The sequence below is a fragment of the Desulfococcus sp. genome (assembly GCF_050178255.1).
GTDB classification, from domain to species: domain Bacteria; phylum Desulfobacterota; class Desulfobacteria; order Desulfobacterales; family Desulfococcaceae; genus Desulfococcus; species Desulfococcus multivorans.
Genome location: NZ_JBFXGG010000008.1, coordinates 1 through 25,732, shown reverse-complemented (window position 1 = coordinate 25,732; position 25,732 = coordinate 1). Strand labels below are relative to the sequence as shown.

Here is a 25,732-nt window from a genome sequence, read left to right as displayed (position 1 = left end):
AACTTATCTTATTTGCAGGAAAGGAATAGCGCTTCATGGAGACCATTGAATACCGTCCCATCGGCATCATCCACACCCCCTTCAACTGCCCGGAGGGAACTCCGATTCAGCCGCCCGGCGGCCTCGATCATTGCGGGGTGGTGGAGGTCTTCTCCGAATTTCACGAAGGGCTTCGGGACGTCGAGGGGTTTTCCCATCTTATCCTGCTATACCATTGTCACCTTGCCGGGGCCGCCCGTCTGACGGTCATGCCGTTTCTGGACGACGCCGCTCACGGGCTCTTCGCGACCCGGGCCCCGGCCCGGCCCAACGCCATAGGGCTTTCGGTGGTGCGCCTCCTCCGGGTCGAGGAAGGGCGTCTCTACATTCGGGAGGTGGACATCGTCGACGGCACGCCGCTTCTCGACATCAAACCCTACGTCCCGAAATTCGACAGCCGGTCGCCCGAGCGGACCGGATGGCTCGAGAAACAGGCTCACCGGACCGAACAGGCTCGGGATGACGGACGGTTTTCAGATCGATAAAAAACGTCACGATTTCGTTTTTTTGAATTTTTCCTGTATCTTGGCAAAAAGCTCCCGCTGTTCCTGTTCTTTTCGGGACTGGAATTTTTCAATACGATCCTTGAAATCCTTGCGGCTCGACTGGAATTTTTCGAGCTCGTCCTTGAGGGAGGTGCCCTCGATATTTTGGGGAATCTCCTCGATTTTGATGTGGTTCCGGACGAACAGGCGGATCCCGAAAGGGCCTTCGACCATCTCGATGATCTGTGCGTCGTGAAGCTTGTTGCAGATCAGGTGCCCTTGTTCCAGGGAAAACTTCAGAAGGTCGCAGACTTCCGAGATGGACGGTGCCTCCACTCCGGTGTGAGAGAGTACCCGGATGGCGGAGACGATGAGATGGGATTGGGAATAAAAGTCTTTTTTCTGCATGCTCCTTCGGTCCTTACTGGTTTCACTTTTGTTTGGCTTGTATGGACTTGACCCAGGCAGACTAACATTTTTTCAAGGGGTTTTGTCAATTTAAAATGAGGGGGTCCAACCGTGGCTTGACATCAAATCCGGAGGAGAGTACAAATTGACGATTGTACCGACAGCGATCAGATCATCAAGATTGAGAGACACACCGCACGTTTTTGAATTCAGGCATACAAACATAAGGGGAGCGTATTTATGACCGAGATATTTGAGGTGAAGGCGAGAGAAGTGTTGGATTCCCGGGGAAATCCAACCATAGAGGTCGATGTGGAGTTGGCCTGCGGGGCCACGGGGCGGGCTATCGTTCCTTCGGGCGCCTCGACGGGTACGCGGGAAGCGCTGGAACTCCGGGACGGTGATGCCGGGCGGTACCTGGGAAAAGGCGTGACCAAGGCCGTCCATAACGTCATCAGCGAAATCGCTCCGGCAGTCCAGGGAATGGACGCCGCGGACCAGTATGCCCTGGACCAGCGCATGATCGAGCTGGACGGTACAACCAACAAGTCAAAGCTGGGGGCCAACGCCATCCTGGGGGTCTCCATGGCGGCGACCCGCGCGTCGGCCGCTGCCTACGGGCTCTCCCTCTACAAATACCTGGGGGGTGTTAACGCCCGATATCTGCCGGTGCCCATGATGAACGTCATCAACGGCGGCGCTCATGCGGCCAACACCCTTGACATACAGGAGTTCATGATCATTCCCTTTGGCGCCGACAGTATCGCCGAGGCCGTTCGGATGGGCGCCGAAACCTTTCATGCCTTGAAAAAGATTCTGAAAGGAGAGAATCTCAACACCGCCGTAGGCGACGAGGGCGGTTTCGCTCCGGATTTGAAATCCAACGAGGACGCGGTCAAGTATATCATCAAAGCCATCGAGGCGGCGGGCTATGCGCCGGGTAACGATATCGGCATCGCGCTGGATGCCGCGGCGAGCGAGTTTTACCGGAACGGTAAATATCATCTGGCCTCCGAGGGAAAGAAACTTAACGCCGAGGATATGATCGAGTATTACGGCGAGCTGATCTCAAAATATCCGGTGCTGTCCATCGAGGATGGATTGGCGGAAGAGGATTGGGAGGGCTGGGCTCGAATGACCGAAAGTCTGGGTATGGGCGTCCAGTTGGTCGGCGACGACGTTTTCGTCACTAACCCCGGCATCTTCAGTGACGGCATTGAGAACGGGATTGCCAATTCGATTTTGATCAAGCTGAATCAGATCGGTACCGTGACTGAGACGCTGGATGCCATCGCCATGGCCAACCAGGCCGGTTACACTACGGTTATCTCTCACAGAAGCGGCGAAAGCGAAGACACCTTCATTTCCGATCTGGTGGTGGCGGTCAACGGCGGTCAGATCAAGACCGGCTCCCTCTCTCGAACCGACCGGATCGCCAAATACAACCAGCTCATTCGGATCGAAGAAGAACTGGGTGAAGGTGCGCTGTTCACTAAAAACATCTTCGTTGCGGAGTAGCTGATTATTCCGCCGTCCCGCCGTCGGGGCACATTGGGCCGGCATGAGCCGACCCGATGACGACCGACGCCGACAAATCCATACCTGTTTGACAATATAAATGGAAATCGATTTGATCGGTGAACATGAGAATTCAACGGAAACCAGGTTTTATTCTGAAACCTGGTTTCTCATTGTGTCAGGAGACTTGAAGAGGACATCATGGCGTGTGCGACAAAATATATTTTTGTAACCGGCGGCGTTTTGTCGTCATTGGGGAAAGGGCTGGCATCAGCAGCCATCGGCGCGCTTCTGGAAAGCCGGGGGCTCAGCGTCACCATTCAAAAGCTCGATCCCTACATCAACGTTGACCCGGGAACCATGAATCCCTTTCAACACGGCGAGGTGTTCGTGACGGACGACGGCGCGGAGACCGATCTGGACCTGGGGCACTACGAGCGGTTCACCACCGCGGTGATGGGAAAGAAGAACAATTTCACCACGGGTCGCATCTACGACTCGGTTATCAACAAGGAACGGCGGGGCGACTACCTGGGTGGAACAGTCCAGGTCATTCCCCACATCACCGACGAGATCAAGGAGAGCATCCGACTTGCGGCCGACGGCGTGGATGTGGTGATCGTTGAAATCGGCGGGACCATCGGCGACATCGAGAGCCTCCCCTTTTTGGAGGCGATCCGCCAGTTCAAGGCCGATGTGGGTTCCGAGAACGTCTGCTATATTCACCTCACGCTGGTTCCCTATATCGCCACCGCCGGGGAGGTGAAAACCAAACCGACGCAACACAGCGTCAAGGAACTCCGATCCATCGGTATCCAACCCAATATTCTTCTGTGCCGGACCTCCCGTCCTCTGGACGACGGCATCAAGTCCAAGATCGCCCTGTTCTGCAACGTTGACAAGCAGATGGTGATCACCGCCAAAGACGTGGAGTGTATTTATGAGGTGCCCCTGGGCTTTCATGACGAAGGGCTCGACGATCGGATCATGGAAACCCTCCACATCTGGACCCGGGCGCCGCGGCTCGAGGCATGGGAGGAATTTGTCCGGCGTTACAAGTCGCCGGACCATGAGGTGACCATCGCCATTGTCGGAAAATATGTGGATCTCACCGAATCCTACAAGAGTCTCAACGAGGCGCTTTACCACGGCGGCGTTCCCAACAGCGCCAGGGTTCGGTTGCTTTTCCTGGATTCGGAGACCATCACGCCGGAAACCTGCGCTGAAAAGCTGGCCGGGGTCGACGGGATTCTGGTCCCCGGCGGATTCGGTGCCCGTGGGATTGAAGGGAAGATCCTCGCGGCGAGCTATGCGCGGACCCGAAAGATACCCTATTTCGGCATCTGCCTCGGCATGCAGATCGCGGTGATCGAATTTGCACGGAACGTGGCCGGGTTATCCCAGGCTCACAGTTCGGAGTTCGACCAGGATACGCCGGACCCTGTGATCTATTTGATGCGGGAATGGTACGACGAAAAAACAGGGACGGTTCAGACCCGGGACGCTGATTCGGTCAAGGGCGGCACGATGCGCCTGGGAGCCTATCCCTGTAGATTGGAGAAGGATACCCTGGCATATGCGGCCTATGGGCAGGAGATGATCTCGGAACGGCATCGTCACCGGTACGAGTTCAACAACGCCTATCTTGACCGTCTCATCGAGAGCGGGTTGGTGGTGAGCGGCATTTATCCTGAAGGGAAGCTTGTGGAGATCGTTGAGCTCAAGGATCACCCCTGGTTTTTGGGATGCCAGTTTCATCCCGAGTTCAAGTCTCGGCCCATGGCGCCCCACCCGCTCTTTACGGCGTTCATTGGCGCCGCCCTTGCGGAGGCCCGGCGTGAGGGCCGGGCCACGAAGGAGAAATAGTCCGGGGAGATCAATTTGCCGACAGGACCCGGCGGGCCTCCTCGCGGCCGCTCGGGGTTAAAAAGGCGGTCTCGAGAAGGTGGTTCAGCTTTTCCTCGGTGACGGCGTTTTTCTTCAGCTGCTCCGACAGATTTTCGATAAGGTCGGCGTCGTAGACGACCTTGAAGTTGAGCGTCTCCTCGGACCGCGGATGGTGGTGGTGACCCACGATGTCACAGACCTCCTCGATGAGTTCGGTCTCGGCTCCCAGCTTTTCCAGGATCGACCGCGCGATGGGAGGTCCCTCCTTTTCCTGATGGACGGCGGCGGTGCTGCCGTGACGCCGTTCCGCCTCGTGGATGCCGATGTCATGGAGGTAGGCCGCCGACATGATGACGGCGATGTCCGCGTCCTCCTGTTTTCCGATGGCCTCCGCATACCGGGCCACTCGGGTGGCGTGTCCGATTCGCTTGAAATCCGTTTTGAAATAACGCTTCATCTCTACGGCCACCCGATCCTTGAGCAGGCTGTCCCGTTGGGCCAGCAACTCGGGGGCGAGGTCTCCAATGCACTGCTTGGCATACTTACAGTAGGCAGCGCATCCGAAGTCCATCCTGGGGTTGGGAAACCGATGCCCGCAGTGCTCGCATTTTCGGGCCGAGTCGTCCTTGAAAAACTCCACATTCCCTCCGCATTCAGGGCATTTCACCTCGTAGATGGCATCCTCTTTCCAGTATTGGGTATCCTGTCCCGGACATTTCATGGGCTGATCCTCCTTCAGGCATCGCCTCCGGCGCTGTCGGACTGCCTCCGGCGGCCTTGGATTTTTCCGTTATGAGATTATCTCTATGATCAGAATCTTACAGGATAACTATGAGCATTGGTTTGACTTAAATCAAATCTCGTGCGAATTGAACGACGGGTGAGTCATGACGAAGTCGAAAGGCAAACAGCGATTCGTGTCGGAGCCCATCGCACCGATGGGTGACAACTTCGATTCGGAGCCCATGGCGGCGGGGGGGCCGGGGTTGCCCCCCGCATTTGCCTGGCGGGGCCAGACCCTTGCCATCGCGGGGGTTCGTCGTGTATGGCGGGACACCGGTTTCTGCCGTCACGGCAGCAAAGAACGCTATGTGCGGAAGCACTGGTTCGAGGTGGTGACTACGGACAAGCGGACGGCGAGGATCTATTTTGACCGGCAACCCCATGGCCCTAAACCGGTTTCCCGGTGGTGGCTATTCAGCATCGACGACGGCGCCGACTGAAGACCGGGGTCAACCTTCCATTTCTACAGCCCTCTGGGTATCAGTGGTATTTCCATACGAGCCTTCCTTCCTTCACCGGCATAGTCCACCACCAGTGCTTTGGGATTCGGAATGTTCGGCAGAAAGGCGCTGCCTTCCACCGTGCCTCCGGGTGCCAGTTCGACGTTCTTCAGAATGCGAAACATGAATTCACGTCTGGCCTCGGCCGTCCTTCCGGCAGAGGAGGTTGTCCTGGCGTTGGAAAGAACGCTCAAGACGGTTCCGCCGCAGGGCACGAAGGTGGCTGCCGCTATGCCGGCCGCTTTTCCGGTGACATCGCCGGCCACCGAAGTGATGACATTCGGGGGGGAGGTGATTTGTTCGTAGATCCCGGCGGAATCCACGTAGCGTCCCGTTCGATTCAGTAGCTTGACGTTTTGCACCGTGAGAATTTCCGGGCTGCGATTTTCGATTTCCATAATATACTCACGCCAGCCGGGATCCCTGATGAGCGTATTGTCATCGCCCGGCTCAGCGATTCTGATCAAGGCCGCCGCCAGGTCGACAGAAGCCATCCGGACCAGCGTTACCCTTGTCTCGCCGCCCGACGCCAATGACGCCTTTGATCCGGTACAGCCGGGGAGCATTGAAATGAGGGTGATAACGGACAGGATAAAACAGGCACGCACTGAAATCATGATTCCTTAAACCAGAAAATACACCCCGTGGGGCATCAGAGATACAGCACCAATCTGCCGGACTGTAAGGCTGAATCCAACCCTATCATGGAAAATCCCGCCCCGCCATCGTTAAAAAAAATCCAATACTGGAAGAAGGTTTTATTGTCAATGCCGACCACGATCGGGCGTTTCGAAAATCCGTTTTGCCGACGGTGTCCCCGGATGGACGGCACTTGGGTGCGCAGATGACGCTTGAGAACGGCGAACGCGCAACCATAAAAGGGTGACATTATACCTTGACAGGTTTCGGCCGGGGTGCCAAGGAAGTCGCATGATATCAACAGGGTGGTGCGGCGATTTCGGAAAAACGGAAAAAGCGATGAGGAGAAATGCATTGGTGAAACGATGGACGGCGTTGGCCGTGCTGCTGGTCGTTATAGCGGTGACCGTATCGTGCGGGACGATTCTTTACCCCGAACGTCGTGGACAGAAGATGGGCAGGATCGACGCCGGTGTCGCGGTGCTGGATGGTATTGGGCTTCTTTTCTTTATCGTACCCGGCGTCGTTGCGTTTGCAGTGGATTTTGCCACCGGCGCCATATTCCTGCCGGGGAGCCGGGCCGGTCTGGATATCCGCCCCTGGGATCCCGAGGCGTCCAGGGTGATCGTAAAAGTCCGGAGACCGGTCACCCGTCATCAACTGGAGACGCTGTTGTCTCGGAGAACCGGACAGGCGGTGGTGCTGTCGGCGCCTGGGGTGACGGCGGCCAGGATGTCCGGAGAAGATGCGTTTGTCTGGGGGGCCGTGGCCGACATCATGACACCGGAGCAGTTCTCCTGTTTTGACGATGGCCCGATGGTGGTGATGCGGTGACTGGGTTGCCGCATCATGGATGAAAAGGACATCCAATGGCCTTGCCGTCGGGGGCAAAAAAGTGAAGGTTGCCGGAGTTGATGCTGAGGCGCAGGGGCTCCCCGTGCCGTAATGGCCGGTGGCCCCGGAGTACGGCGGAAAGGATCGGCGTTTCCGTGACGGCGGTGAATGGGGTTTGGGCGTCGAATGCGACCGTGGTCACTTCGGCGGCGGCGTGGAGAATGGTTTCATGACCCAGGGATTCGGTGGCCCGCACCGCCGCCGGGATGCCGGCGTCATCGTGCTCATCGGCGAGAGAGATCCCTTCGGGGCGGATGCCGACGAGGAGCTCTCGGCCGATCCATGCCTCGAGGGTCGGACATCGGGAAAAAATATCGTCGGGCAGGGCCAGCCTGAACCTGTTTATTCGGGCGGCGAGGCCGTTGTCGTCGGAAGCCAGTTCAGCCCGGAGAATGTTCATGCCCGGGCTGCCGATGAAGCCGGCCACAAAGACGCTGGCGGGGCGCTCGTAAAGCGCTTGGGGCGGCGCCGTCTGCTCGAGTTTTCCAGACCGCATCACTGCCACTCGTTGCCCCATTGTCATGGCTTCGACCTGGTCGTGAGTGACGTAAAGGGTGGTGACCCTGAGGCGTGCCTGAAGGGCGGCGATATCGGTTCGGATCTGGATCCTCAGCCGAGCGTCGAGGTTGGAGAGCGGTTCGTCCATCAGGAAGACGTCGGCGTCGCGGACAATGGCTCGGCCCATGGCCACGCGCTGGCGCTGGCCCCCTGACAGGGTTTTCGGCCGCCGGTCCAGCACCGGCGAGAGGCCGAGCATCTCAGCCGTTTTCGAAACCCGCCGTGCAATTTCCCTGCGCGGCAGCTTCTGCATCCGCAGCGGGAATTCCAGGTTTCGGCGGACCGTCATGTGGGGATATAGGGCGTAGTTTTGGAATACCATTGCCACATTGCGTTGCTGGGGCGGCAGGTCGTTCACCACCCGGCCGCCGATGCGGATTTCGCCGTCGCTTACCATCTCAAGCCCCGCCGCCATGCGGAGCACCGTGGATTTCCCGCATCCCGACGGCCCTACCAAAACCAGGAATTCACCATCCCGAACCTCAAGATCCAGGTGGTCGACGACCGGGGTCTCACCGTCATAGTATTTCTTCACCTGGTCGAAAACGATCGATGCCATATGCTTCAACCTTTAATGGCTGAGGCGGCAACGCCGCGTACGAAGCCGCGCTGAAAGATCAGGAATATCGCGATCACCGGTGCCGCCATCATCACGCCAAAAGCGAGGATGTCGCCCCACGCCGGCGGGGGGAGGGTGTGGAAGGCGGCGATGGCCACCGGTAGGGGACGTACCCGCGGGCCGATGGTGATCATCATGGGCCAGAGATAGGACCCCCACCAGATCAGAAACGACAAGATCGCCGCAGCAGCGAACGCCGGCCCGGCATTGGGTGCGATGATTCCGAAGAATATGTGCAGCGTACCGGCGCCGTCGAGGCGCGCCGCCTCCTCCAACTCCCGGGGCAGGTCGATGAAGAAGGTATAGAAGAGAACGATGGAGAAGGCGTTGGCGATGAAGGGCAGAATTTGAGCCGTATAGGTGTCGCGCAGGCCGAGGATGGATACGCCATAGAAAAGGGGCACTGCGATAGCCTCGAAGGGAAGGATCATGAGCGCCAGAACGAGATTGAAGCAAAGCTCGCGGCCTCGCCAGCGGAGGCGCGCAAAAGCGTATGCGGCCATGGAATTGACGATCAGGCCGCAGACGACGATCGTGCCGTTGATAAAAAGTGAGTTGAACAGAAATCGGAGAAAGTCGGTGCGAGCGAAGACGTCTGCGTAGTTCTTCAGGGAGGCGTCCGTCGGTATGAAGGCGGCCGTGGTGCCGGCCTCCACCAACACCCGATCGTCCGGCTTGAAGCTGCCCGCCGTCATTATGGCCACCGGCGCCAGAAAGAGCAGGGCCGCCGTCGTGAGCGTCATGTACGTCAGTGTCGGCGCCAGGATCCGCTTCATTCCGTTTCCCGTTTCGGATGCGTCAACCGTCTCTGAACCCATGTTACCCCCATCACCAGGACAAAGAAGACCACGGTCATGGCGCTGGCCCGGGCCACTTGCCGGCGGGTGAAGACGGCCTGGACCATTTCGTACATCACCGTGGTGGTGGCGTTATCCGGGCCCCCGCGCGTCATGATCTGCACCTGGTCGAACAGTCGGAAGGCGAGGATGGTGGTGATCATCATGACGAAGAGGAGAGGATTTCGCAACTGGGGCAGCGTGATATGCCGAAAGCGATGCCAGACCCCTGCGCCGTCCAGGGCAGCGGCTTCATAGAGGGCTTTTGGAATTCCCTGGAGACCGGCGAGGAGGATCACCATCTGAAACCCCGATCCCTGCCATATGGAAAGAAGCATGATGGACGGCAGCGCCAGGACGGGATCGCGCAGGAAATCCCGGGCCGTCCATCGGCCGCCGGTGAGCAGATGCAGAAACGCGTTCATCATTCCTTCAGGGCCGGGGGCGTAAATCAGTATCCAGACGACTGAAACCAGCGACATGGGAAAGACCACGGGCATGAAGAAGATGGCCCGGAAAACGACAGTGCCTCGAACACCCAGGTTCACGATCAGGGCAAGACCCAGGGCCAAAGCCGTCTGCAGCGGCACCACCGCCGATGCGAAAACGAAGGTGTTGGCGAGGGCGCGGTTGAAATCAGGATCGGTGAAGATACGCTGGAACTGCTTGACGCCGACAAAAGTGATGGGGAGGGGGGAGCCGAGGCGCAGATTGGTGAAGGAAAAGACCAGCGCCGCTATAAAGGGCGTGAAGATGAAAAGGATCAACCCGAGCATGGCCGGGCCTGCCATGATCAGCGCGGCGGGGGTCTGTTCGCCGAATCTGAAACGTCCTCTCATCGCATTGCTTCCTCCCGGCCTCGACCGATCAGTGGATAGCCCTGGTTGTCCTCGATCTCGAGGTCGATCATCCGGGCCGCCCGGTCAAGGGCCGCCTGGACATCCCCGCCGCTGCGGATGCGGTCGAAACTCTTTTGAAAAGCCGCCGTGATTACCGGATAGGCCGGCGTGCGGGGTCGCGGGATCGCGGCACCCGTTTCAAGCTGCTCGACAAAGATATGCAGCGGCCCGCCCGGTCGGTAGTCGCGGGATCGCGACACGGCGGATCGGGTCGCCGGGACGGCGCCGTTTGCGCGGGTTATGGCGAGCACCTCCTCCGGGCGCAGCAGAAAGGAGAGAAACCGCGAAGCGGCCTCGGGATTCAGACTGTCAGCCGTGACGGCCCAGCTCCAGGATCCCTGTCCTGTTCGGGGGCCTCGACCGAAATCGGGCAGGGGCAGCAAGAGCAGGTCCCGGCCGAGGTGTTCACGGTATTGGCTCCAGTTCCAGTGTCCGCCCATGGCCAGTGCCGTCCGGCCCGTGATGAAGGCGGCATCATCGATGTTGGGGTCGACCCGGCCACTGATGATCCAGTCCTGAACGATCGTCATGGCCCGAACCGTCTCGGGGCCGTTGAGGATGCCCGTCGCTCGGCCGCTGCCGTTCCTCTCGACGAGGTCGCCGCCCGCCGACTGGATAAGCGGTGAAAAAGCATAGGTATACCATTCGCCTGCGTAATTGAGCTTCAGGTCAAGGACCTGTCCGTCCGGGTCATCGGCGGCCAGCCGATCGAGAATCTCGGTGAATTCAAGAGAAGTCCAGGGCCGTGCAGGGGTGGGAATGGGAATTCCGGCTCGGGCGAGGCGGGTGCGGTCGGCATAGAGTCCAAGGCCGGAATCGAAGGCGCCCACCGACCAGAGGCGGCCGTGGTACGTTCCCTGGGCGATGATGGATGGGATCAGGTCGGAGAGCAGATGCGGGGTCAGCAGGCGATCCACCGGTTGGAGTCGTCCCTGCCAGACATAGCCATAGAGGAATGGCCCGTCGAATTCCAGCAGATCGGGCAACTCGCCGGCTGCCGCGGCAGCCTGTACCTGGGCGTTGTAACTGCCTTCGGGAATCAGGGTCAGGCGGACCCGAAGATCGCGATGGGCTGCATTGAATCGGAGGACCTGATCCACGAGTGTGCTGCGTTCCAACTCCTGGCCTGCGTGGGCCCAGGCATCGAGGACGGTATTGCGTTCAGGCGCGGTCGCATCCCCGCATCCCGATATCATCGCTATATATGCCAGAAGAAAAAGGCGCGGCAACGGACCTGCAAGCGCGAGGCGCGCGGTGATGTTTCGGATGCTCCAATGCATGGTCGGGGTCCTATCGATAGACCGCTTCAGCGGAGAATTCGCCTTGAATCACGGACCATCCCGGGGCGACATCGATGCATAATCGTGCCGGGATGGTCCATCCGAAGCCTGTGACGGGGAGGAAGATCAGAAATTGAACACCTTTGCTTCAACCGCCATGTCGATGAGATGCGGCCCGCCGTCCAGCAGCATATTACTGAAGAATTTGGATTCGTCGAGTCCGCGATTCTTGGCGCAGGGGGTGCAGATGCCGGTGGCGACTTCGTTTTCCACCAAATAGGGAAGATAGTCCGCCGGGCAGTCCCCCGTGGCGGTCTTGAGGGTCAGGTCCCTGTCCTTGTTGGCCCACATGACGCCGCTGTCGATGAAAAACATGTCGACATGATGTCCCTTGGAATGGGCAATTCTGGCGAACTGAAAACACCGGGTTGCCTTTTCGTTGTCATCTTGACTCAATACGAATAAAAACTTGACCATGGGTTTTTCTCCTTTCTGATTTCCATACCTCGTTTAAACTCATTTACTCAACTTTCGACTTTCACAGGCCGTATCTTTCCGGTCATCGTCATGAAAGTCGAAAGTTGAATCATTTAATTCCGAAACGGCGAAAGCGGAATTTTTCCCCGAGTTCTATTTCAGAAACGGGATGTCACCATCGCGGAAAATCCGCTCCTTGATCATACTCGTATCGACGGGTAAGCGAAAGATATCGCTGATCAATTCAACGACATTGCCCAAACGGTTTTTATAAACGTGAAAATTGAAATCCTTCAACCGGATGTAAAACCCGTCGCTTACCGTCGGCACCGTTTCGAGGCTGATGTGGCAGGCGTCATCCATCGAATAAGATCCGGCGCAGTGGTGGATCAGGAGATAGAAGCAGGCGGCCGACATGTATTTCGAATCGGTTTGTCGATACAGCTCGGGATAAAATCGAGACACATGCAGGTCTTTTGCGATGGGACTGTATGAAAAGATCAGCGCGGACGAAATGGTTTCTGTTGAAAAACGCTTTTCGATAAAATATTCGATACAAGACCCTTCTTTGACAAAGGACAGTGAAAAGTTTTTAAGGAAAATGGGAACCTGCGTTAGCATGAATCCTGATTCGCATCGCATTTTCGGAGCTGAAATCGCCATATCACCCCCTCTTCAAAGGCTGACGTGACAGCCGCCTTCCCATCCGGCGGTTGCAGAGGCCGAACTTCCCGGTTACCCCGGTCTGAATCGATTATATCTGCCTCAACTTTCATAGGCCGGTGCCGGAAGGATACGGCCTGAAGTTGAATATCTGTATAATAATTTTCAATATCTCATTGGCGGGCGGTCGTCAACAGTCGGATAGACCATTTGCGTTCGGATTTGTTACCCAAATGGCTTTTCAGAATCTGCAATGCCATGTTTACAGATAAAATTGGCCTGATACGGAGGAACGCGCAACCCATGAGGCGTTAAATCGACATCCGAGGCCGGAAAATGGCTTTGGGCGCCCCATGTTGGAAACGGAAGCGTCAATCACCAGAAAATAATGATTGACAATTAAATGAATGGCAATTAAAGGAATAGCATAATCAAACAACCAACCGACCGCTCGCTCAGAATTTTTCCCAAGGGCACCATCGGCGGGAGAACGACCTGAATTCTAAAGCGTACAGGGTCGATAAAGCCCTGTAAAGCGGTATTTTTTGGGGGCCTCGGTCAAAATCGGAAAGAGGTCTGAATCGTTATCACGGAAGACAGTGGGCTAACAACTAAAATGGAGGAAGGGTATGTCGTTGGAAAATTTTTACAGAGATGCAATGGCGCTCAACACCATCGCAGACATGGAAAAAAGGAAAGAGGCCGCAAAGGCTTTTTTTGAGAAGCTGAACCAGACCACTCTGCCCGAAAAATTCAACTGGGCCGCGGAAATTTTCGAAGGGGTGCATGTCAAGGAGCGGGGTGATCAGCTCGCGCTGATCTGGACGGATCTCGACACGGACGCCGAGCGACAGTTCACCTACAGAGAACTGGCGGAAAATGGAAATAAGTTTCTTAATTTCATCAGAAAAAAAGGTGTCGCAAAGGGCAACAACCTTTACATGCTGACGCCGATTGTTCCCGAAACCTGGTTTGCCTCCTTTGCAGGTATCAAAGGGGGGTTGGTGTCGGTGCCCACGGCCACCACCATGACGGAAAGGGAGATTCAGTTCCGCTTCGAGTCCTACAAACCCGATGTCATCGTTGCCTTTGAAGGCCTGACCCAGTTGGTGGACGATGCCTTGGTGAAGGCGAACTGCACGCCCAAGGCCAAAATTGTATTGGGGAAAAAGGATGGATGGGTGTCTTATGAAGAAATCAGCGCCGAATCCGGCACGGCCGATGCCGCTGATGTCGGCAAGGACGACGTCCTGTTCTGCTTTTTTACCTCGGGCACCACGGGGCTTCCCAAACGGGTAGGCCACAGCGCTACCTCCTACCCTGTCGGGCACCTTTCGACCGCGGTCATCCAAGGGCTTGAACCCGGCGGAATTCACCACAATCTGAGCGCTCCCGGGTGGGCCAAATGGGCATGGAGCAGCTTTTTTGCCCCACTCAATATCGGAGCCACCGCAACCGGTTTTGCCTTTACGGCGCTGGACCCCGAAAAATACGTCGCCACCATCGCCAAGTACAAGGTGAATTCCTTCTGTGCACCGCCCACCGCCTGGCGCGCCTTCGTCCGTCTGGACCTCTCCAAATACGATTTCAGCGCCATCAAATACTCCCTGAGTGCCGGCGAACCCCTGAACCCCGAGGTGATCGACCGGTGGAGTAAAGCGACCGGGACCGAGATCAGGGATTTCTACGGCCAGACCGAATCGACAGCCATGATCGGAAACCCGCCCTGGATGGAAGGCAAGATGCGCTTTGGCTCCTTTGGGTATCCTTCAGACATGTACGACGTGATCCTGACCGATGACGAAGGCAACGAAATCACCACCCCCGACGAACCCGGCCACATTGTGATCCGCCTGAGCCGGTGGCGGGCACTGGGCCTCTTCCAGGAATACATCGACGACCCCGAAAAAACCCATGGCGCCTTCAAGGGCAGCATGTACTTTACCGGCGACAAGGCGTCCTTTGACAAGGACGGGTACTGGTGGTTCGTCGGCAGATCCGACGATGTCATCAAATCCTCCGATTATCGCGTGGGCCCCTTCGAGGTGGAAAGTGCGCTGATCGAGCATCCCTCCGTCATGGAGGCCGCCGTCGTGGGTACTCCCGATCCTACACGATATCAACTGGTCAAGGCTTACGTGATTCTGAACAAGGGTTACCAACCCTCCAGGGATCTTGCCCTGGAGCTGTTTCAGCACACCATCAAGGTGCTGGCGAAATTCAAAATTCCGAGAATCATCGAATTCGTCGAAGAGTTGCCCAAAACCATCAGCGGTAAAATCCGGAGGGTGGAACTGAGGGAAGACGAAGAAAGAAAGAAAAAGGGGGAATCGGTTTCTCCCAACGAATACTTCTATCATCAGTTCCCTGAACTGAGCTCCAAGAAGAAGTAAGCGGAGCTGGTAAGACTTTTCACCCGGAAACGGCGTTCGCTGGTATCGCGAGCGTCGTCTCCGGGTGATTTCTGTTGCAGGGTTTCAGCGGTTCAGCAGCTGCACCCCGAACCGCACTCGCAGTTCGACCCGCATCCGTGGGGCTGCTGCGTGGGGGTGTCGCTGATGCCCACCACCTCGACGGCGAAAGTCAGGCTCTCCCCGGCGAGGGGGTGATTGAGATCGAAGGTCAGGTTCTCGTCGTCCATCCGGACAAGCCTGGCCGGTATCTGCTGTCCCTGGGGCGTGGAAAAGGTTACGGTATCGCCCACTTTCGGGGAGACGCCTGCCGGAAGATCGGCCCGGGGAAAGTCATGAACCCGGGTGTCGTCCCGATGGCCGTAGGCTGCTTCGGGCGGCAGGGTAAATGTCTTCTTCTCGTTCAACGACATGCCCATCACAGCATCCTCGAACCCCTTGATCAGCTGGCCTTCACCGGTCTGAAACTCCAGTGGCGCCCGCCCTTCACTCGTATCGAACACCTCTCCGTTTTCAAGGGTCCCCGTATAGTTTACGCTGATAAACATGCCGCTTTCGACTTTCTGCATCATTTTAGCTCCTTTGATTTGATGTGCAAATTCCGGAAAAGATATGGCCGAATCACGACAAGTCAAGTTTTTGATCCGCTTTGTGGGATGAGCCCAAGCCGAATCGATGCAGACGGTCCGGCATCGATGTTGATTCGAAGTGTTTCGACACGTCGCGGTGTCAATCGATTTTTTCTTGACGAAAACGGATGGTTATCCTATAAGGCTTGTGTGCAAACTAATTATATCGATTATAGAGACAGGATAACGGTGAAACCTCACGAATGCATTTTTTTTCAACTGGCCAAGGCTGGTCAGGCCGGTGCAAGGCATTGGAGTGACTGCGTCGCCGGATTCGGCGTGACAGCGGTTCAAGGAATGGTGCTTGCGTTTTTGGCGGATGAAGACGGCGTATCGTCGGGCAGGCTGGGCAGCCGGGTACAACTCGACAGCGCCACCCTCACCGGGATTATCGACCGCCTCGCCCGTGCAGGTCTTGTGGAACGACAGGCTGATCCCGACGACCGTCGGGCGATACGGATTTGCCTCACCGGAAAAGGTCGAGATGTGAGCGACAAGATCGGTGCTCTTGTGGAGCCGGAAAACCGTTCCTTCCTGTCGAACCTGACCGATGAAGAAGAGATGATTTTCCGGATGCTGCTGCGCAAGCTGCTATCCCCCCGCGGCTGATCTGCACATCAGGAATTTTCAGGTGCTAAAATTTTGTATGCAAGATAAGTGTGTCCAATATTATCAAAGCGGAGGGCGAATGCCAAAACCGAATCCGGAATACATCGAGGAGTTGATTCATGTGGTCAAAACCAGCCCGTTCCCCAATCATATGGCCATGTGGCTTTCGGCCATCGAGATCGACAGCGCCACGATCATGCTCGATACAGGCTCCTGCCATCTCCAGCCGTTCGGCATCGTCCACGGCGGCGTGCTGGCGACCCTGATCGACACCGCCACCTTCTGGGCTGTGTTCATGCGTCTCCCCGAAGACGCGGGTCTGGTCAACATCGATCTGAAGCTCAACTATCTGGAACCTGTGCTGAAGGGACGCTTGACGGCCCAGGGCCGAACCATTCGTTTCGGCAAATCCATCAGCTATGCCGAGGCCCGGGTTCTGGACGCCGACGGCCGTCTGGTCGCCCACGGCACCTCAACCCTGATGACCCTTCCGGGCAAGGGGTTGAAGCTGACGGCGAATAAATTCGTCGATGAAAGTTTTTGATGGCGAAGCTTTCGAAATCGACGGAATGGTGCCGGCCGGTCTTCAGCAGCATCGCGTCCCTGCTGATCCTTTGATGCGGTGTATCCAGGTCGAGATGATGTAGGCGGCACAGCCTACGCCCGGGGTGACTGCGATGGCTTTTGTGGGGCAGTTCCGCGCGCAGGCGCCGCACTCCATACAGGCGTCGATGTCGCGGATGACCGCCTGTTTTTCCCGCACCGTGAAGATGCGGTGAGGGCAGACCGTCTCGCACATGCCGCAGCCCACACACCGGCCCGTATCAAGCTCCAGGGTAGCGACACCGCCGATATATCTAAAATCTTTCATGCGTTGTCCATATCTGAAAATCCGTTGGATATCCGGATGTTGAAATCGTGTCGATTATGTCCGGCGGGTTTGCCGATTGTCAATTTCCGGCTACCCGAAAAACGGGGCTGCAAACCAGACTGCGACGGCGATCAAGCCGGCGGCGACTTGGGCCGGGATTGCCCTGCGCATCTCTTTTTCCACCCCCGAAGGGGAGGTGTAGGGCGTTGAACCGGTAAAGTTCATGGCCAGATAAGAGCCGACAGCGCCGGTCCAGAGCATCAGCGAAAGGGATTCCCAGGCGTCCAGCCTCCCGTTGAAAAGCCAGGTGTTCGCCACGCCGGCCACGATGCCGGCCAGGGCCCCGCTGATCCAAAACTCCCGCCAGGGAAAGTGGGGCAGGAGGAAAGGCACGATCACCGCCCCGGCCAGGATGCCGAAGAGCGTGGCGCACACGGCGGGGATTCCCCGGGAAAGGGCGGCATCCATAGAAAATATCCCCGGTCCGAAACCTGAGAGGAACAGGGTCGCGATGATGACGACGGCCAGCGCTTTTCGCAGCAGAAGGATCTCCACAGGCGTCAGGACGGCACGCTCCCGGAAGGTAAAGGTTACCGTCCGCATGGCCTGGTCGGCCGTTTTGCCCGCCTGAATGAAGGCGGGAATGTCGGCGGCCCGTATCGGGCCGTAGATGACCTTGAAACCGCAGATTTTCTTTACCTGGTGGGCGGCGATCCCCGTGGCGGAGAGTTGCGGCAGGATCAATTCCCGGTGGGAGACGATCTCTGCGAGCCGGGACCTGTTTACCCGGCGGACGACTTCTTCGGTGGAGAAGAGCCCTTTTCCGGCGGCGCACCATACATTGATCCCCCGGGTGTCAGCCGCCAGGATCCAGGCATCGAGGCCTCCCAGCTCTTTCCGGAGAGCGTCGAAGGTGAGCTTGTAGTTGGCGGTCATGAGCACCGGCGATTCCGGGCCGGGCGTTCCCACGCAGTAGAGACCGGGGACCACCTTGTAATTGTACCGCCCGATGCCGAGGCGAGTCTTGACGGTGCCGAGCTTGTCCCGGAGCGAGACCGCTGTTTCAACACGGGGAACGGGTCCTGCGGACGTCTCCACAAAACCGTCTACATAAGGCTCGATGACATACCCCGGCCGTTCATGGACCCCGGCCTCGGGGTCGGGCTTGGGGCCTCAGCAGGGCGCATCACCCGTCGGCGTCCCGAGGATGATCTGCGGTCCGCAGACATTCGGCCGTGCGTCGGGAGGAGCGACGAAAACAGGTCCCAAATCGGAATGTTTTGACTTATTCATGTATTCATTTCAGCTTTCGGTGTTCAGAAGCGGGTGTCGTCAGGGGGCGTTCTTGGCCCCATGCGGTTGCCTTGATAATTCAGTCTAAAAGTTATTGACAAGGATGTCCACAGAAAACTCGACGACCCTTCGCCGGGCCGGTTTCTGGCGACATGAGTCGATCTCATTGAAAAGCAGGGCTTAAGAGAACGTGATGATCAACGCGGATAATGTCCCAAAGTGGCGGCGGCAGGCGGCAGGCCTGCCGGTGATATCGGTGATTCCGGAGGTGCGGCAGGCCCTGTCGGCAGGGGCGGGCGCGGTGCTGATCGCACCGCCCGGGGCAGGAAAGACCACCTGCGTGCCCCTGGCCTTGCTGGATGCGCCCTGGCTCTCCGGTCGCAAAATCATCATGCTGGAACCCCGTCGGTTGGCGGCTCGAGCCTCGGCAAGGCGGATGGCTGCGATGCTGGGAGAGGATGTCGGTGAAACAGTGGGCTACCGGGTGCGGTTGGAGAGCCGGGTAGGCGCATCCACCCGTGTGGAGGTGGTGACCGATGGGATCCTCACCCGCTGGATTCAGCGGGACCCGGCGCTTTCCGGAGTCGGGCTCGTGATCTTCGATGAGTTTCATGAAAGGGGTCTTCAGACGGATCTGGGACTGGCGCTCTGCCTCGAGAGCCGCAGTGTTTTCAGGGAAGACCTCAGGATCCTGGTGATGTCTGCGACTCTCGCGGGCGAGCCCGTGGGTCGCCTGATAGGTAATTCACCGGTAATCGTGAGTTCCGGCAGGTGTTTTCCCGTGGAAACCCGGCACATAAATCAGGCGGCGAAATCCTGGGGACAGGAACATCAGATTGCAGGACGAACGGTCGAGGCGGTGATGGAAGCCGTGACGGCTGAGGACGGAAGTATCCTGGCCTTTCTGCCCGGCGTGAGAGAGATACGGAGGGTGGCCCAGCTCCTCGACGAGCGCCTGGCAGGCACCGGCATCTCCATAGCCCCCCTTTACGGAAATCTTCCACTGGTGGACCAGGAGAGGGCCATCCGGCCGACGCCTCCGGAAAAGCGAAAGATCGTTCTGGCCACGGCCATCGCCGAGACCTCGCTGACCATCGAGGGGATCCGGATCGTGGTGGACTGTGGCTGGATGCGAGTGCCGCGGTTCTCGACCGCTACCGGGATGAGCCGTCTTGAGACGGTGCGGGTGTCCAAGGCTTCGGCGGATCAGCGGAGGGGCCGAGCCGGGCGGATCGCCCCCGGGGTCTGTTACCGCCTCTGGAGCGAAGCCGAACATCAGGGCTTGACGGCGGCGTCGGTTCCGGAGATCCTTTCCGCCGATCTGGCTTCGCTGGTGCTGGAACTGGCGGTTTGGGGCACCACCACACCGGACGGCATACCATGGCTCGATCCCCCGCCGGAAGTCGCATTCCGATCGGCCCGGGAGCTCCTTATCCAACTCGGGGCTCTGGATCGTCAGGGCCGGGTTACGGCCCGAGGCAAAACCATATCGAAGCTGGGACTGCATCCCCGCCTCGGCCATATGCTCCTGGTGGGACGCAGGATAGGGCGGTATCGGCTGGCTTGCGAACTGGCCGCCATCCTGGAGGATCGGGATGTCCTTCATTTCCCCCCGGGGGCCTGGGACGCCGATATACGGCTCAGGGTCGAGGCCCTGCGCCAGGGGAATGCGTTCCGGACACCGGGTGCCTCGATGAATTCCGGCGTCTGCCGCCGCATCCGGGCACAGGCCGATCGCTGGGAACGCATGCAGACGGTCGGGGATGGTAGAACGATAACGGAGGGCGTCGAAAATCCGGACAGGTATGCCGGAACGCTCCTGGCCATGGCCTATCCGGACCGCGTGGCGCAGCTTCGGCCGGAGGGGGATCGCCGCTACAGGCTTTCGGGCGGCCGGGGGGCTCGATTTATCGATGTGGAACCCCTGGCCGCAGAGAACCTGCTCGTGGCGGCGGCGCTGGACGGCACAGGAAGGGATGCCCGGATCCGTCTGGCCGCGCCTGTTCGACCTGAGGAGTTGGCGGCCCATTTGCCGGAATGGGTCGGGGAATTCGTCGTGGTCTGCTGGGACTCCCGGGAAGAGACAGTGGCGGCAAGGTTCGAAGAACGGTTCGGAGAACTGGTGCTGCGCTGTCGTCCCCTGAAAAACCCCGATCCCGAACAATTGACGGCGGCCATGGTTCAGGGGATCCGGCATATGGGCCTTTCGGCGCTTCCGTGGGAGCGAGGGATTCTGAACTTGCGTGCTCGGGTAATGTTTCTCAGAAGCGAGGCGTTCGGCGGGCCGGGATGGCCCGATCTCTCGGATGCGACGCTGCTGGCCCGCCTGGAGGACTGGCTGGGCCCGTTTCTCGGCGGAATCAGGCGGCGGAGTCATCTCCAGCGGCTGGATCTGAAAGGTGCTATTCTGGCCATGCTGTCATGGGAGCAGCGCAAGACACTCGATACCCTTGCGCCGACTCATGTCGTCGTTCCCAGCGGATCGCGCATCCCCGTGGACTACATCGCCGGCGAAACGCCCGTCCTGGCGGTTCGCCTTCAAGAGATGTTCGGTGCCGCTGAAACACCTTGTATTGCGGGGGGCCGGGTCCCGCTTCTGCTGCACCTGCTCTCTCCCGCCGGACGCCCCCTCCAGGTGACCCGGGACCTGGGGGGATTCTGGACGGGCACTTACGCAGTCGTCAAAAAGGAGATGAAGGGCCGTTACCCCAAACATGAATGGCCGGACGACCCCCTCCTGGCCTTGCCCACGAACCGGACAAAAAAGAAGGGGAAAAAGGGGTGACGGCCGATGGAATACTTCCCGCGTTCTGAAGATCAGGGTTTCACTTCAGCCGCCGCTCTCCTCGAGAGAATGGCGTCGATGTCCGTCCGGATCTTTCGGTCATAGTGGTCCACCTGGGCGGGATTGGTCATGATCATATCGAGCTGTCGGGTGTGCAGATGGAGGTAGCCCAGAACCTTCAGATAGGCGGTCATATGCACTTCGGGATAGTTCTCCATGCGTGCGGCGAGATGGTCTTCACGAATGCGGACGCTGAAGCCGCTTTCTTCCAATATGTCGCCGATGAAGGTCACGCGACGGCGCCGCCGCTGGTCGTCGGCGGCCCCGCCCTTGAACTGGAAGTTGATGTAATTCTCCCGGACCCGCTCGCCGACAAGGGCTTCCAGGGTGGAAAAATGGTATCCCAGACGAGCGTTTAAACTGCAATAGTTTTTGGAGACCATGAAATAATTGTGCTGGGCATACTGCGATCGGACGCCGGTGGCCAGGGCAGGGTTCGCGGTCGACCGAAACATCACGGACATGAAGCCGCCGCCGTCGATGCCCGGAGGACCGTCCCACGGAATGGCCGTAAAACCTTCCCAGAACGCCAGCATGGGAATGGAAACGATGTTTTCGATCGGAATGTATTTGCCGGGGACGGCTTCCCTGAAACCGTCATCCAGGTCGAGGACCCACCATTGCATGGGAACCTTGTTGTGAACGAGCTGCTTGGCGGCCCGTTCCGGAAAGTTCGTGTTTTTGCTGGAATTGAACATCTCATGGACCGACTTTTCGTGGATGAACCGGGTGATGTCGTGAAGCGTGGCGCATTTTTCAGGTCTGAAATCCGTCGCATCCGGGTCCAGAAGATTCAAGGGAACGATCAGCCTTCCGGCGCGTTTGAGAATCTGGTGTACGGGGCTGCCCACCATGAGATTGGGGCGCGGTTTTCGCCCGACGCTGAATCTGTTTTTGACGCCGCGATAGATCTTGAGGTGATCGGCGTCGACAGTGACGCGTTCACCTGCTTTCAGGACGTCAAATGCGTTCTCGACCCCGAAAAGTGCGGGAATACCGAACTCCCGGCAGACGCTGGCGAGATGACCGGCGATGCCCCCCTGCTCGGAAACCACGGCCGCGGCTCGGTTGAGAAGGGCGGCCCATTTGGGCAGTGCCTGGCGAACCACCAGGACGGCGTCCTTGGGAAAGCGGAGCGTATCGGCGGCCTTTGCGGCAATGTAAACCTCCCCCCAGGCCGAACCGGGGCTGGCCGTCACGCTGCCGACGGCAAGGACGTCCGTTTCGTCTTTCTCGGTTTCATCCGAATCCGGGATGGTTTCCGATGGCGTGTTTGTGACGGGGCTGAGTGATAAAGGGCGGCATTGCAGCAGAATGATGTCGCCCTTGCCGTCGATAACCCACTCAATGTCCTGGGGCAGACCGTGGTGGGATTCGAGGGAAACGGCGATCTCCGCGAGGCTTATCTGCTGTTTCTCTTCGATGGCGGGAGAAGCGGCCTCCCGATCGTTTACTGGAATGCGATCCGTTCCGCCGTCCGTGTTGGAGACATACATCGTCTTCTTTACGGCAATCTCCCGTCGAATCACCCGGGCGGGGACGGATTTGGACACCACAAACAGGTCACAGGGGGTCGAACCGTCCACTACCGCCTTGGGGAGACCGCGGACGGCATTGATATGGACCGTATCATCCGAGGCGTTTACGGGATTCCGGGAGTAGGCCACGCCACCGGCCGCAGCTTCCACCATGATCATGCAACCTACGGCCATGGGAATGTCTTCATCGCGGAAGCCCCGGTTCATCCGGTAGGTGACGGCCTGGGGCGAATATTTGCTGGCCACCACTGTTTTGTAGGCATACAGGACGTCATCCGGTGCGACGTTCAACTCCGAATGGTATTGTCCGGCAAAGGAGCTGTGGATCGCGTCTTCGCCCACCGCACTGCTTCTCAGGGCAAGCGAAAGCGGCTTCCGGCTGCGTTCAGCGAGCCGTTCGCACGCGGTGATGATTTCATGTTCGAGATCCTCCGGCAGGGGAGTGCGGAGGACGAGCTGCTGAATCTCCGAGCAAAGTGCATGAAGGGTTTCCACATCGTTCAGGTCCGCCGTCTGAAATTTCCGGTTGATCTCGGTCTGGATGCCGGATTCCTCAAAAAAGCGCTCGAAGGCATGTGTGGTGATAACGAAGCCTTCGGGCACGGAAAAACCCAGGCGGTTCCGGATATCACACAATCCGGCCATCTTGTTCCCCACGAGGGGCGAGCTGTTTTCATCCACCGCCTCGAAGTCGAGCACCAGCCTTTTATCGAGATCCGGCCGGCGGGCCGCGAGGATCTGTTCGATGCCTTCACGGATCTCTGTGTAGCGCTCTGACAGCCTCGAATATTTCCCGGGCGCCAGACGGTCGATCTGTTGAATCATTCGATGGACATTGACCGTGACGCCCGTGCATTTGGCCCGCACAAAGGCCATGTCGAAGGGCGTATGCCCCTGGAGTGCCTGTTCGATCTCGCTCATGATCTCGAGCGCACGGTTGTTGGCTCCCAAAAGAATCTTGAAACTGTGGTAGCGCTTTTTAAACGCCGATCGAAGAGACTCGACGTCCTCGGCCGCCGCAACGACGGTACGGCCCGGAAAAAGTGCGGCGAAATAGCGGTTTCTCAATATGCGATTGAATATCGATGCTGTCATGGCCTAATATGGCTCCCTCTCCCCGGATACGGAAGAGGGAGCGGCTTGAGGGTGGTCATGCGGTCGGATCGTCAAATACTGCACCGTTATTGTCAGTGCTCCAGACGCATGCCCCACCCTTCGAACATGAACATGATGGAAAACCCGAACCAGAGCGTGTAAATGACATAGAAGACCAGGGAAAAGATAACGATGCCGATCTTGTCGGTGATCTTCTGCGGCGTGATCTCATAGAAATTGTAGGCGCATTCGACAGCCCGCTGATTGACGTCGCCGGCGAATTTGGCTTCCTTGAACATCTCTTGTTTTTTAAGGGCCATGTCCATCTTGTTCAGCGCCGTCCACCAGTTGAAGAGGGCCTGGCGTTCGCCGTAGCCGTATTTTTCCCGTAGCTGTGCCCCCTGATTGTGGAACATGATGTCCGAATCTGCCAGACAGTTCGCCAGAATGGCCCCCAGATCGCCGTTCACGGCGATGCCGGTATCGGTTTGCGTAACCGTCGCTCCGGATTTTTCGAAAAGGAGGGCGGTCTCTTCGGCCTGGCGCTTTCCGGCGAGCGCCAATGTTGCCTGAACCGGCGTATTTCGGTAAGCCTTGTTCTCCTCCTGAAGGCCTGGAATGTAATAAGCCGAACCCTTGGAGATGGAATTGTAGAGGTTGTCCATGTAGTTTAGTGCGTTCCCTTCATTGAACAGGGGCATGAACATTGCGAACAGCACGACCAAAAATGCGGCCAACAGTAGGAATCCTTTGAAAAACAGCTTCTTGTTTGCAATCATGATACGGCTCTTTCTCCTTTGAGGATTTTAATATTGGTCAGAAAGGTTCCGATGACCCATACGCCGAATCCGCCGATGACGATGAAGAAGGCCCACACGCCGATCTTGTCGAGGATGCCGGTGGTCTCCCTGGAGAGGGTGATGACCTCCATGGCGGCCAGTTTCCCAGGCAGGGCGAAGATCCGGTTGACAAATCCCGCCAGGACCGCCATGGCGTAGAATCCGCGGATGGTGATGCCGCTGACGACCTTGGTGACCAGTGCCCCGATCTGGATGCCGATGAGGGAGCCCAGCAGCATGCCCATCGCCAGGGTGTAAAAAATGAAGCCGTAGATGGCATACTGTGTGATGGCGGCATACCCCGCCGTGAAAACGATCTGAAAGATATCGGTCCCCACGGTGGTCATGGAGGAGACGCCCAGCATGTAGACGAAGATGGGGAAGGTGAGGAAGCCGCCGCCTACCCCCATAATGGCCGCGGCAAACCCCACCAGCGCGCCGCTCAGGATCAGGAAAACGGCGGAGATGCTCCGTCCGCCGGGCACAAGCCCCTGGTCGAAATTGATCATGGGGGGGATCTTGACGGCCTGCAGCTTCCTGGGAAGGCTGCCCAGATCCGCGCCTTCGTGTTTGCCGCCGTGGGCGGACCCGGCGTCTCCGCGTTTCCTGGCTTTGAGATAGTCGAGCATGGCATAGCATCCCAGCATGCCCAGCATGAGGGAGTAAATCGTCGTGATGAAGGCGTCGCTCAGCACCGGATTGATCTCGTAGAGAACCCGGTTGATGATGCCGCCGCAGGTGGCGCCGATGACGGCGCCGATGAGGAAGATGACGGCCAGGGGCACCGAAACGTTCCCCAGCTTGCGGTGAATGACGCTGCCCATGATCGCTTTTGCGAAAATATGGAACAGGTCTGTGCCTACGGCCAGAATACCTTTGATGCCTGCGCTCATAAGGGCGGGGGCGATGATGAAACCGCCGCCTGCGCCGATGCAGCCGGTGATGAGCCCGGCGCCCAGGCCGATGAGAATGGATGCGATAAAGATGCCTGTCGTGAAAAATGCGGGGCTGTAGGCCTTTTTACCGCCCAGCACCTCCGGCATGACCGTTCCGATCTGATCCGCGAAGGCGATTCCCCCCAATATGATGGGAACGAGCAATAATCCGAGGATCATTA

General features: G+C 58.1%; 24 protein-coding genes. 9 read left to right on the top strand and 15 right to left on the bottom strand.

The genetic code is table 11. The features are described from left to right. Nucleotides 1-35 precede the first annotated feature (35 nt). Nucleotides 36-524, top strand: a complete 489-nt coding sequence (tsaA, locus tag AB7S84_RS03090) for a tRNA (N6-threonylcarbamoyladenosine(37)-N6)-methyltransferase TrmO (protein WP_020875956.1) — start codon at nt 36-38, stop codon at nt 522-524. Between the two features lie 6 nt (nt 525-530). Here tsaA and AB7S84_RS03085 read toward each other — a convergent pair whose 3' ends face one another. Further along, the gene (locus AB7S84_RS03085) at nt 531-932 is read right to left on the bottom strand and encodes a hypothetical protein (RefSeq protein ID WP_020875955.1); all 402 of its coding nucleotides are present in this window, start codon (nt 930-932) and stop codon (nt 531-533) included. Nucleotides 933-1,172: 240 nt separating this feature from the next. Here AB7S84_RS03085 and eno point away from each other — a divergent pair, with 240 nt between their 5' ends. Together eno and AB7S84_RS03075 are read left to right on the top strand one after the other, a co-directional pair. After that, the gene (gene eno, locus AB7S84_RS03080) at nt 1,173-2,450 is read left to right on the top strand and encodes a phosphopyruvate hydratase (RefSeq protein ID WP_020875954.1); all 1,278 of its coding nucleotides are present in this window, start codon (nt 1,173-1,175) and stop codon (nt 2,448-2,450) included. Nucleotides 2,451-2,651: 201 nt separating this feature from the next. Beyond that, nucleotides 2,652-4,316, top strand: a complete 1,665-nt coding sequence (locus AB7S84_RS03075) for a CTP synthase (protein WP_428152865.1) — start codon at nt 2,652-2,654, stop codon at nt 4,314-4,316. A 10-nt stretch (nt 4,317-4,326) separates the two neighbouring features. Here AB7S84_RS03075 and AB7S84_RS03070 read toward each other — a convergent pair whose 3' ends face one another. Next, nucleotides 4,327-5,058 (bottom strand): HD domain-containing protein, encoded by a 732-nt coding sequence (locus tag AB7S84_RS03070; RefSeq protein WP_020875952.1) that lies wholly within the window; start codon nt 5,056-5,058, stop codon nt 4,327-4,329. A 166-nt stretch (nt 5,059-5,224) separates the two neighbouring features. Here AB7S84_RS03070 and AB7S84_RS03065 point away from each other — a divergent pair, with 166 nt between their 5' ends. Then, nucleotides 5,225-5,560, top strand: a complete 336-nt coding sequence (locus AB7S84_RS03065) for a DUF6504 family protein (RefSeq protein WP_020875951.1) — start codon at nt 5,225-5,227, stop codon at nt 5,558-5,560. Nucleotides 5,561-5,583: 23 nt separating this feature from the next. Here the strand turns inward: AB7S84_RS03065 and AB7S84_RS03060 are convergent, their stop codons facing one another. Next, nucleotides 5,584-6,237 carry a hypothetical protein gene (locus AB7S84_RS03060; protein WP_020875950.1) on the bottom strand — a complete coding sequence of 218 codons (654 nt, stop codon included), beginning with the start codon at nt 6,235-6,237 and terminating at the stop codon, nt 5,584-5,586. A gap of 313 nt (nt 6,238-6,550) precedes the next feature. Between AB7S84_RS03060 and AB7S84_RS03055 the strand changes: the two genes are divergently transcribed. After that, a complete protein-coding gene (locus tag AB7S84_RS03055) occupies nt 6,551-7,093 on the top strand; it encodes a hypothetical protein (RefSeq protein ID WP_428152860.1) in 543 nt (180 codons plus the stop codon). A gap of 13 nt (nt 7,094-7,106) precedes the next feature. Here the strand turns inward: AB7S84_RS03055 and AB7S84_RS03050 are convergent, their stop codons facing one another. The 6 genes from AB7S84_RS03050 to AB7S84_RS03025 all read right to left on the bottom strand — a co-directional run bounded on the left by AB7S84_RS03050 (nt 7,107) and on the right by AB7S84_RS03025 (nt 12,287). Then, on the bottom strand, nt 7,107-8,270 hold the full coding sequence (locus AB7S84_RS03050) for an ABC transporter ATP-binding protein (protein ID WP_020875948.1): 1,164 nt from the start codon (nt 8,268-8,270) through the stop codon (nt 7,107-7,109). A 5-nt stretch (nt 8,271-8,275) separates the two neighbouring features. Then, nucleotides 8,276-9,106: a carbohydrate ABC transporter permease gene (locus AB7S84_RS03045; RefSeq protein WP_020875947.1), complete on the bottom strand. Its 831-nt coding sequence runs from the start codon at nt 9,104-9,106 to the stop codon at nt 8,276-8,278. Further along, nucleotides 9,103-10,005 carry a carbohydrate ABC transporter permease gene (locus AB7S84_RS03040; protein ID WP_020875946.1) on the bottom strand — a complete coding sequence of 301 codons (903 nt, stop codon included), beginning with the start codon at nt 10,003-10,005 and terminating at the stop codon, nt 9,103-9,105. Before AB7S84_RS03040 ends, AB7S84_RS03045 begins: the two co-directional genes overlap by 4 nt. Next, entirely contained in the window at nt 10,002-11,345 is a 1,344-nt protein-coding gene (locus tag AB7S84_RS03035; RefSeq protein WP_020875945.1) for an extracellular solute-binding protein, read from the bottom strand. The genes AB7S84_RS03040 and AB7S84_RS03035 overlap by 4 nt, the downstream gene beginning before the upstream one ends. 126 nt (nt 11,346-11,471) lie before the next feature. After that, the gene (locus AB7S84_RS03030; protein ID WP_020875944.1) at nt 11,472-11,822 is read right to left on the bottom strand and encodes a DsrE family protein; all 351 of its coding nucleotides are present in this window, start codon (nt 11,820-11,822) and stop codon (nt 11,472-11,474) included. A 153-nt stretch (nt 11,823-11,975) separates the two neighbouring features. Then, entirely contained in the window at nt 11,976-12,287 is a 312-nt protein-coding gene (locus AB7S84_RS03025) for a hypothetical protein (RefSeq protein WP_144016587.1), read from the bottom strand. 827 nt (nt 12,288-13,114) lie between these two features. Between AB7S84_RS03025 and AB7S84_RS03020 the strand changes: the two genes are divergently transcribed. Next, entirely contained in the window at nt 13,115-14,878 is a 1,764-nt protein-coding gene (locus AB7S84_RS03020) for an acyl-CoA synthetase (RefSeq protein WP_020875942.1), read from the top strand. 92 nt (nt 14,879-14,970) lie between these two features. Here the strand turns inward: AB7S84_RS03020 and AB7S84_RS03015 are convergent, their stop codons facing one another. Further along, nucleotides 14,971-15,468, bottom strand: a complete 498-nt coding sequence (locus tag AB7S84_RS03015) for an FKBP-type peptidyl-prolyl cis-trans isomerase (protein ID WP_020875941.1) — start codon at nt 15,466-15,468, stop codon at nt 14,971-14,973. Between the two features lie 246 nt (nt 15,469-15,714). Between AB7S84_RS03015 and AB7S84_RS03010 the strand changes: the two genes are divergently transcribed. Both AB7S84_RS03010 and AB7S84_RS03005 read left to right on the top strand, forming a co-directional pair. Beyond that, nucleotides 15,715-16,134, top strand: coding sequence for a MarR family winged helix-turn-helix transcriptional regulator (locus AB7S84_RS03010; protein ID WP_020875940.1), 420 nt, complete (start codon nt 15,715-15,717; stop codon nt 16,132-16,134). A 79-nt stretch (nt 16,135-16,213) separates the two neighbouring features. Then, nucleotides 16,214-16,678, top strand: a complete 465-nt coding sequence (locus AB7S84_RS03005) for a PaaI family thioesterase (protein ID WP_020875939.1) — start codon at nt 16,214-16,216, stop codon at nt 16,676-16,678. Between the two features lie 42 nt (nt 16,679-16,720). On the opposite strand, the gene hgcB is transcribed toward AB7S84_RS03005, so the two are convergent. Together hgcB and hgcA are read right to left on the bottom strand one after the other, a co-directional pair. After that, nucleotides 16,721-17,005, bottom strand: coding sequence for a mercury methylation ferredoxin HgcB (gene hgcB / locus AB7S84_RS03000; RefSeq protein WP_020875938.1), 285 nt, complete (start codon nt 17,003-17,005; stop codon nt 16,721-16,723). A gap of 90 nt (nt 17,006-17,095) precedes the next feature. Continuing rightward, nucleotides 17,096-18,298 carry a mercury methylation corrinoid protein HgcA gene (gene hgcA, locus AB7S84_RS02995; RefSeq protein WP_250697412.1) on the bottom strand — a complete coding sequence of 401 codons (1,203 nt, stop codon included), beginning with the start codon at nt 18,296-18,298 and terminating at the stop codon, nt 17,096-17,098. A 193-nt stretch (nt 18,299-18,491) separates the two neighbouring features. On the opposite strand from hgcA, the gene hrpB reads away from it, so the two are divergent. Next, on the top strand, nt 18,492-21,083 hold the full coding sequence (hrpB, locus tag AB7S84_RS02990) for an ATP-dependent helicase HrpB (protein WP_020875936.1): 2,592 nt from the start codon (nt 18,492-18,494) through the stop codon (nt 21,081-21,083). Between the two features lie 32 nt (nt 21,084-21,115). Here the strand turns inward: hrpB and AB7S84_RS02985 are convergent, their stop codons facing one another. From AB7S84_RS02985 to AB7S84_RS02975, 3 genes are all read right to left on the bottom strand, one after another. Continuing rightward, nucleotides 21,116-23,776, bottom strand: a complete 2,661-nt coding sequence (locus AB7S84_RS02985; RefSeq protein ID WP_020875935.1) for a PEP/pyruvate-binding domain-containing protein — start codon at nt 23,774-23,776, stop codon at nt 21,116-21,118. A 92-nt stretch (nt 23,777-23,868) separates the two neighbouring features. Next, a complete protein-coding gene (locus tag AB7S84_RS02980) occupies nt 23,869-24,555 on the bottom strand; it encodes a hypothetical protein (protein WP_020875934.1) in 687 nt (228 codons plus the stop codon). Then, nucleotides 24,552-25,732: sulfite exporter TauE/SafE family protein (locus AB7S84_RS02975; RefSeq protein WP_428152852.1), on the bottom strand; the 1,181-nt coding region annotated here is incomplete at its 5' end. The genes AB7S84_RS02975 and AB7S84_RS02980, both read right to left, overlap by 4 nt.

Bases quoted from the DNA above. Each gene is read 5' to 3' on its own strand.
- AB7S84_RS03075 (WP_428152865.1), top strand. From the start codon at position 2,652: ATGGCGTGTGCGACAAAATATATTTTTGTAACCGGCGGCGTTTTGTCG.
- AB7S84_RS03040 (WP_020875946.1), bottom strand. From the start codon at position 10,005: ATGAGAGGACGTTTCAGATTCGGCGAACAGACCCCCGCCGCGCTGATC.
- AB7S84_RS03030 (WP_020875944.1), bottom strand. From the start codon at position 11,822: ATGGTCAAGTTTTTATTCGTATTGAGTCAAGATGACAACGAAAAGGCA.
- AB7S84_RS03070 (WP_020875952.1), bottom strand. From the start codon at position 5,058: ATGAAATGTCCGGGACAGGATACCCAATACTGGAAAGAGGATGCCATC.
- AB7S84_RS03060 (WP_020875950.1), bottom strand. From the start codon at position 6,237: ATGATTTCAGTGCGTGCCTGTTTTATCCTGTCCGTTATCACCCTCATT.
- AB7S84_RS03065 (WP_020875951.1), top strand. From the start codon at position 5,225: ATGACGAAGTCGAAAGGCAAACAGCGATTCGTGTCGGAGCCCATCGCA.
- tsaA (WP_020875956.1), top strand. From the start codon at position 36: ATGGAGACCATTGAATACCGTCCCATCGGCATCATCCACACCCCCTTC.
- AB7S84_RS03015 (WP_020875941.1), bottom strand. From the start codon at position 15,468: ATGATGCAGAAAGTCGAAAGCGGCATGTTTATCAGCGTAAACTATACG.
- AB7S84_RS03050 (WP_020875948.1), bottom strand. From the start codon at position 8,270: ATGGCATCGATCGTTTTCGACCAGGTGAAGAAATACTATGACGGTGAG.
- AB7S84_RS03020 (WP_020875942.1), top strand. From the start codon at position 13,115: ATGTCGTTGGAAAATTTTTACAGAGATGCAATGGCGCTCAACACCATC.
- AB7S84_RS03045 (WP_020875947.1), bottom strand. From the start codon at position 9,106: ATGAAGCGGATCCTGGCGCCGACACTGACGTACATGACGCTCACGACG.
- AB7S84_RS02980 (WP_020875934.1), bottom strand. From the start codon at position 24,555: ATGATTGCAAACAAGAAGCTGTTTTTCAAAGGATTCCTACTGTTGGCC.
- AB7S84_RS03085 (WP_020875955.1), bottom strand. From the start codon at position 932: ATGCAGAAAAAAGACTTTTATTCCCAATCCCATCTCATCGTCTCCGCC.
- eno (WP_020875954.1), top strand. From the start codon at position 1,173: ATGACCGAGATATTTGAGGTGAAGGCGAGAGAAGTGTTGGATTCCCGG.
- hrpB (WP_020875936.1), top strand. From the start codon at position 18,492: ATGATCAACGCGGATAATGTCCCAAAGTGGCGGCGGCAGGCGGCAGGC.
- hgcB (WP_020875938.1), bottom strand. From the start codon at position 17,005: ATGAAAGATTTTAGATATATCGGCGGTGTCGCTACCCTGGAGCTTGAT.
- AB7S84_RS03055 (WP_428152860.1), top strand. From the start codon at position 6,551: ATGATATCAACAGGGTGGTGCGGCGATTTCGGAAAAACGGAAAAAGCG.
- AB7S84_RS03035 (WP_020875945.1), bottom strand. From the start codon at position 11,345: ATGCATTGGAGCATCCGAAACATCACCGCGCGCCTCGCGCTTGCAGGT.
- AB7S84_RS02985 (WP_020875935.1), bottom strand. From the start codon at position 23,776: ATGACAGCATCGATATTCAATCGCATATTGAGAAACCGCTATTTCGCC.
- AB7S84_RS03005 (WP_020875939.1), top strand. From the start codon at position 16,214: ATGCCAAAACCGAATCCGGAATACATCGAGGAGTTGATTCATGTGGTC.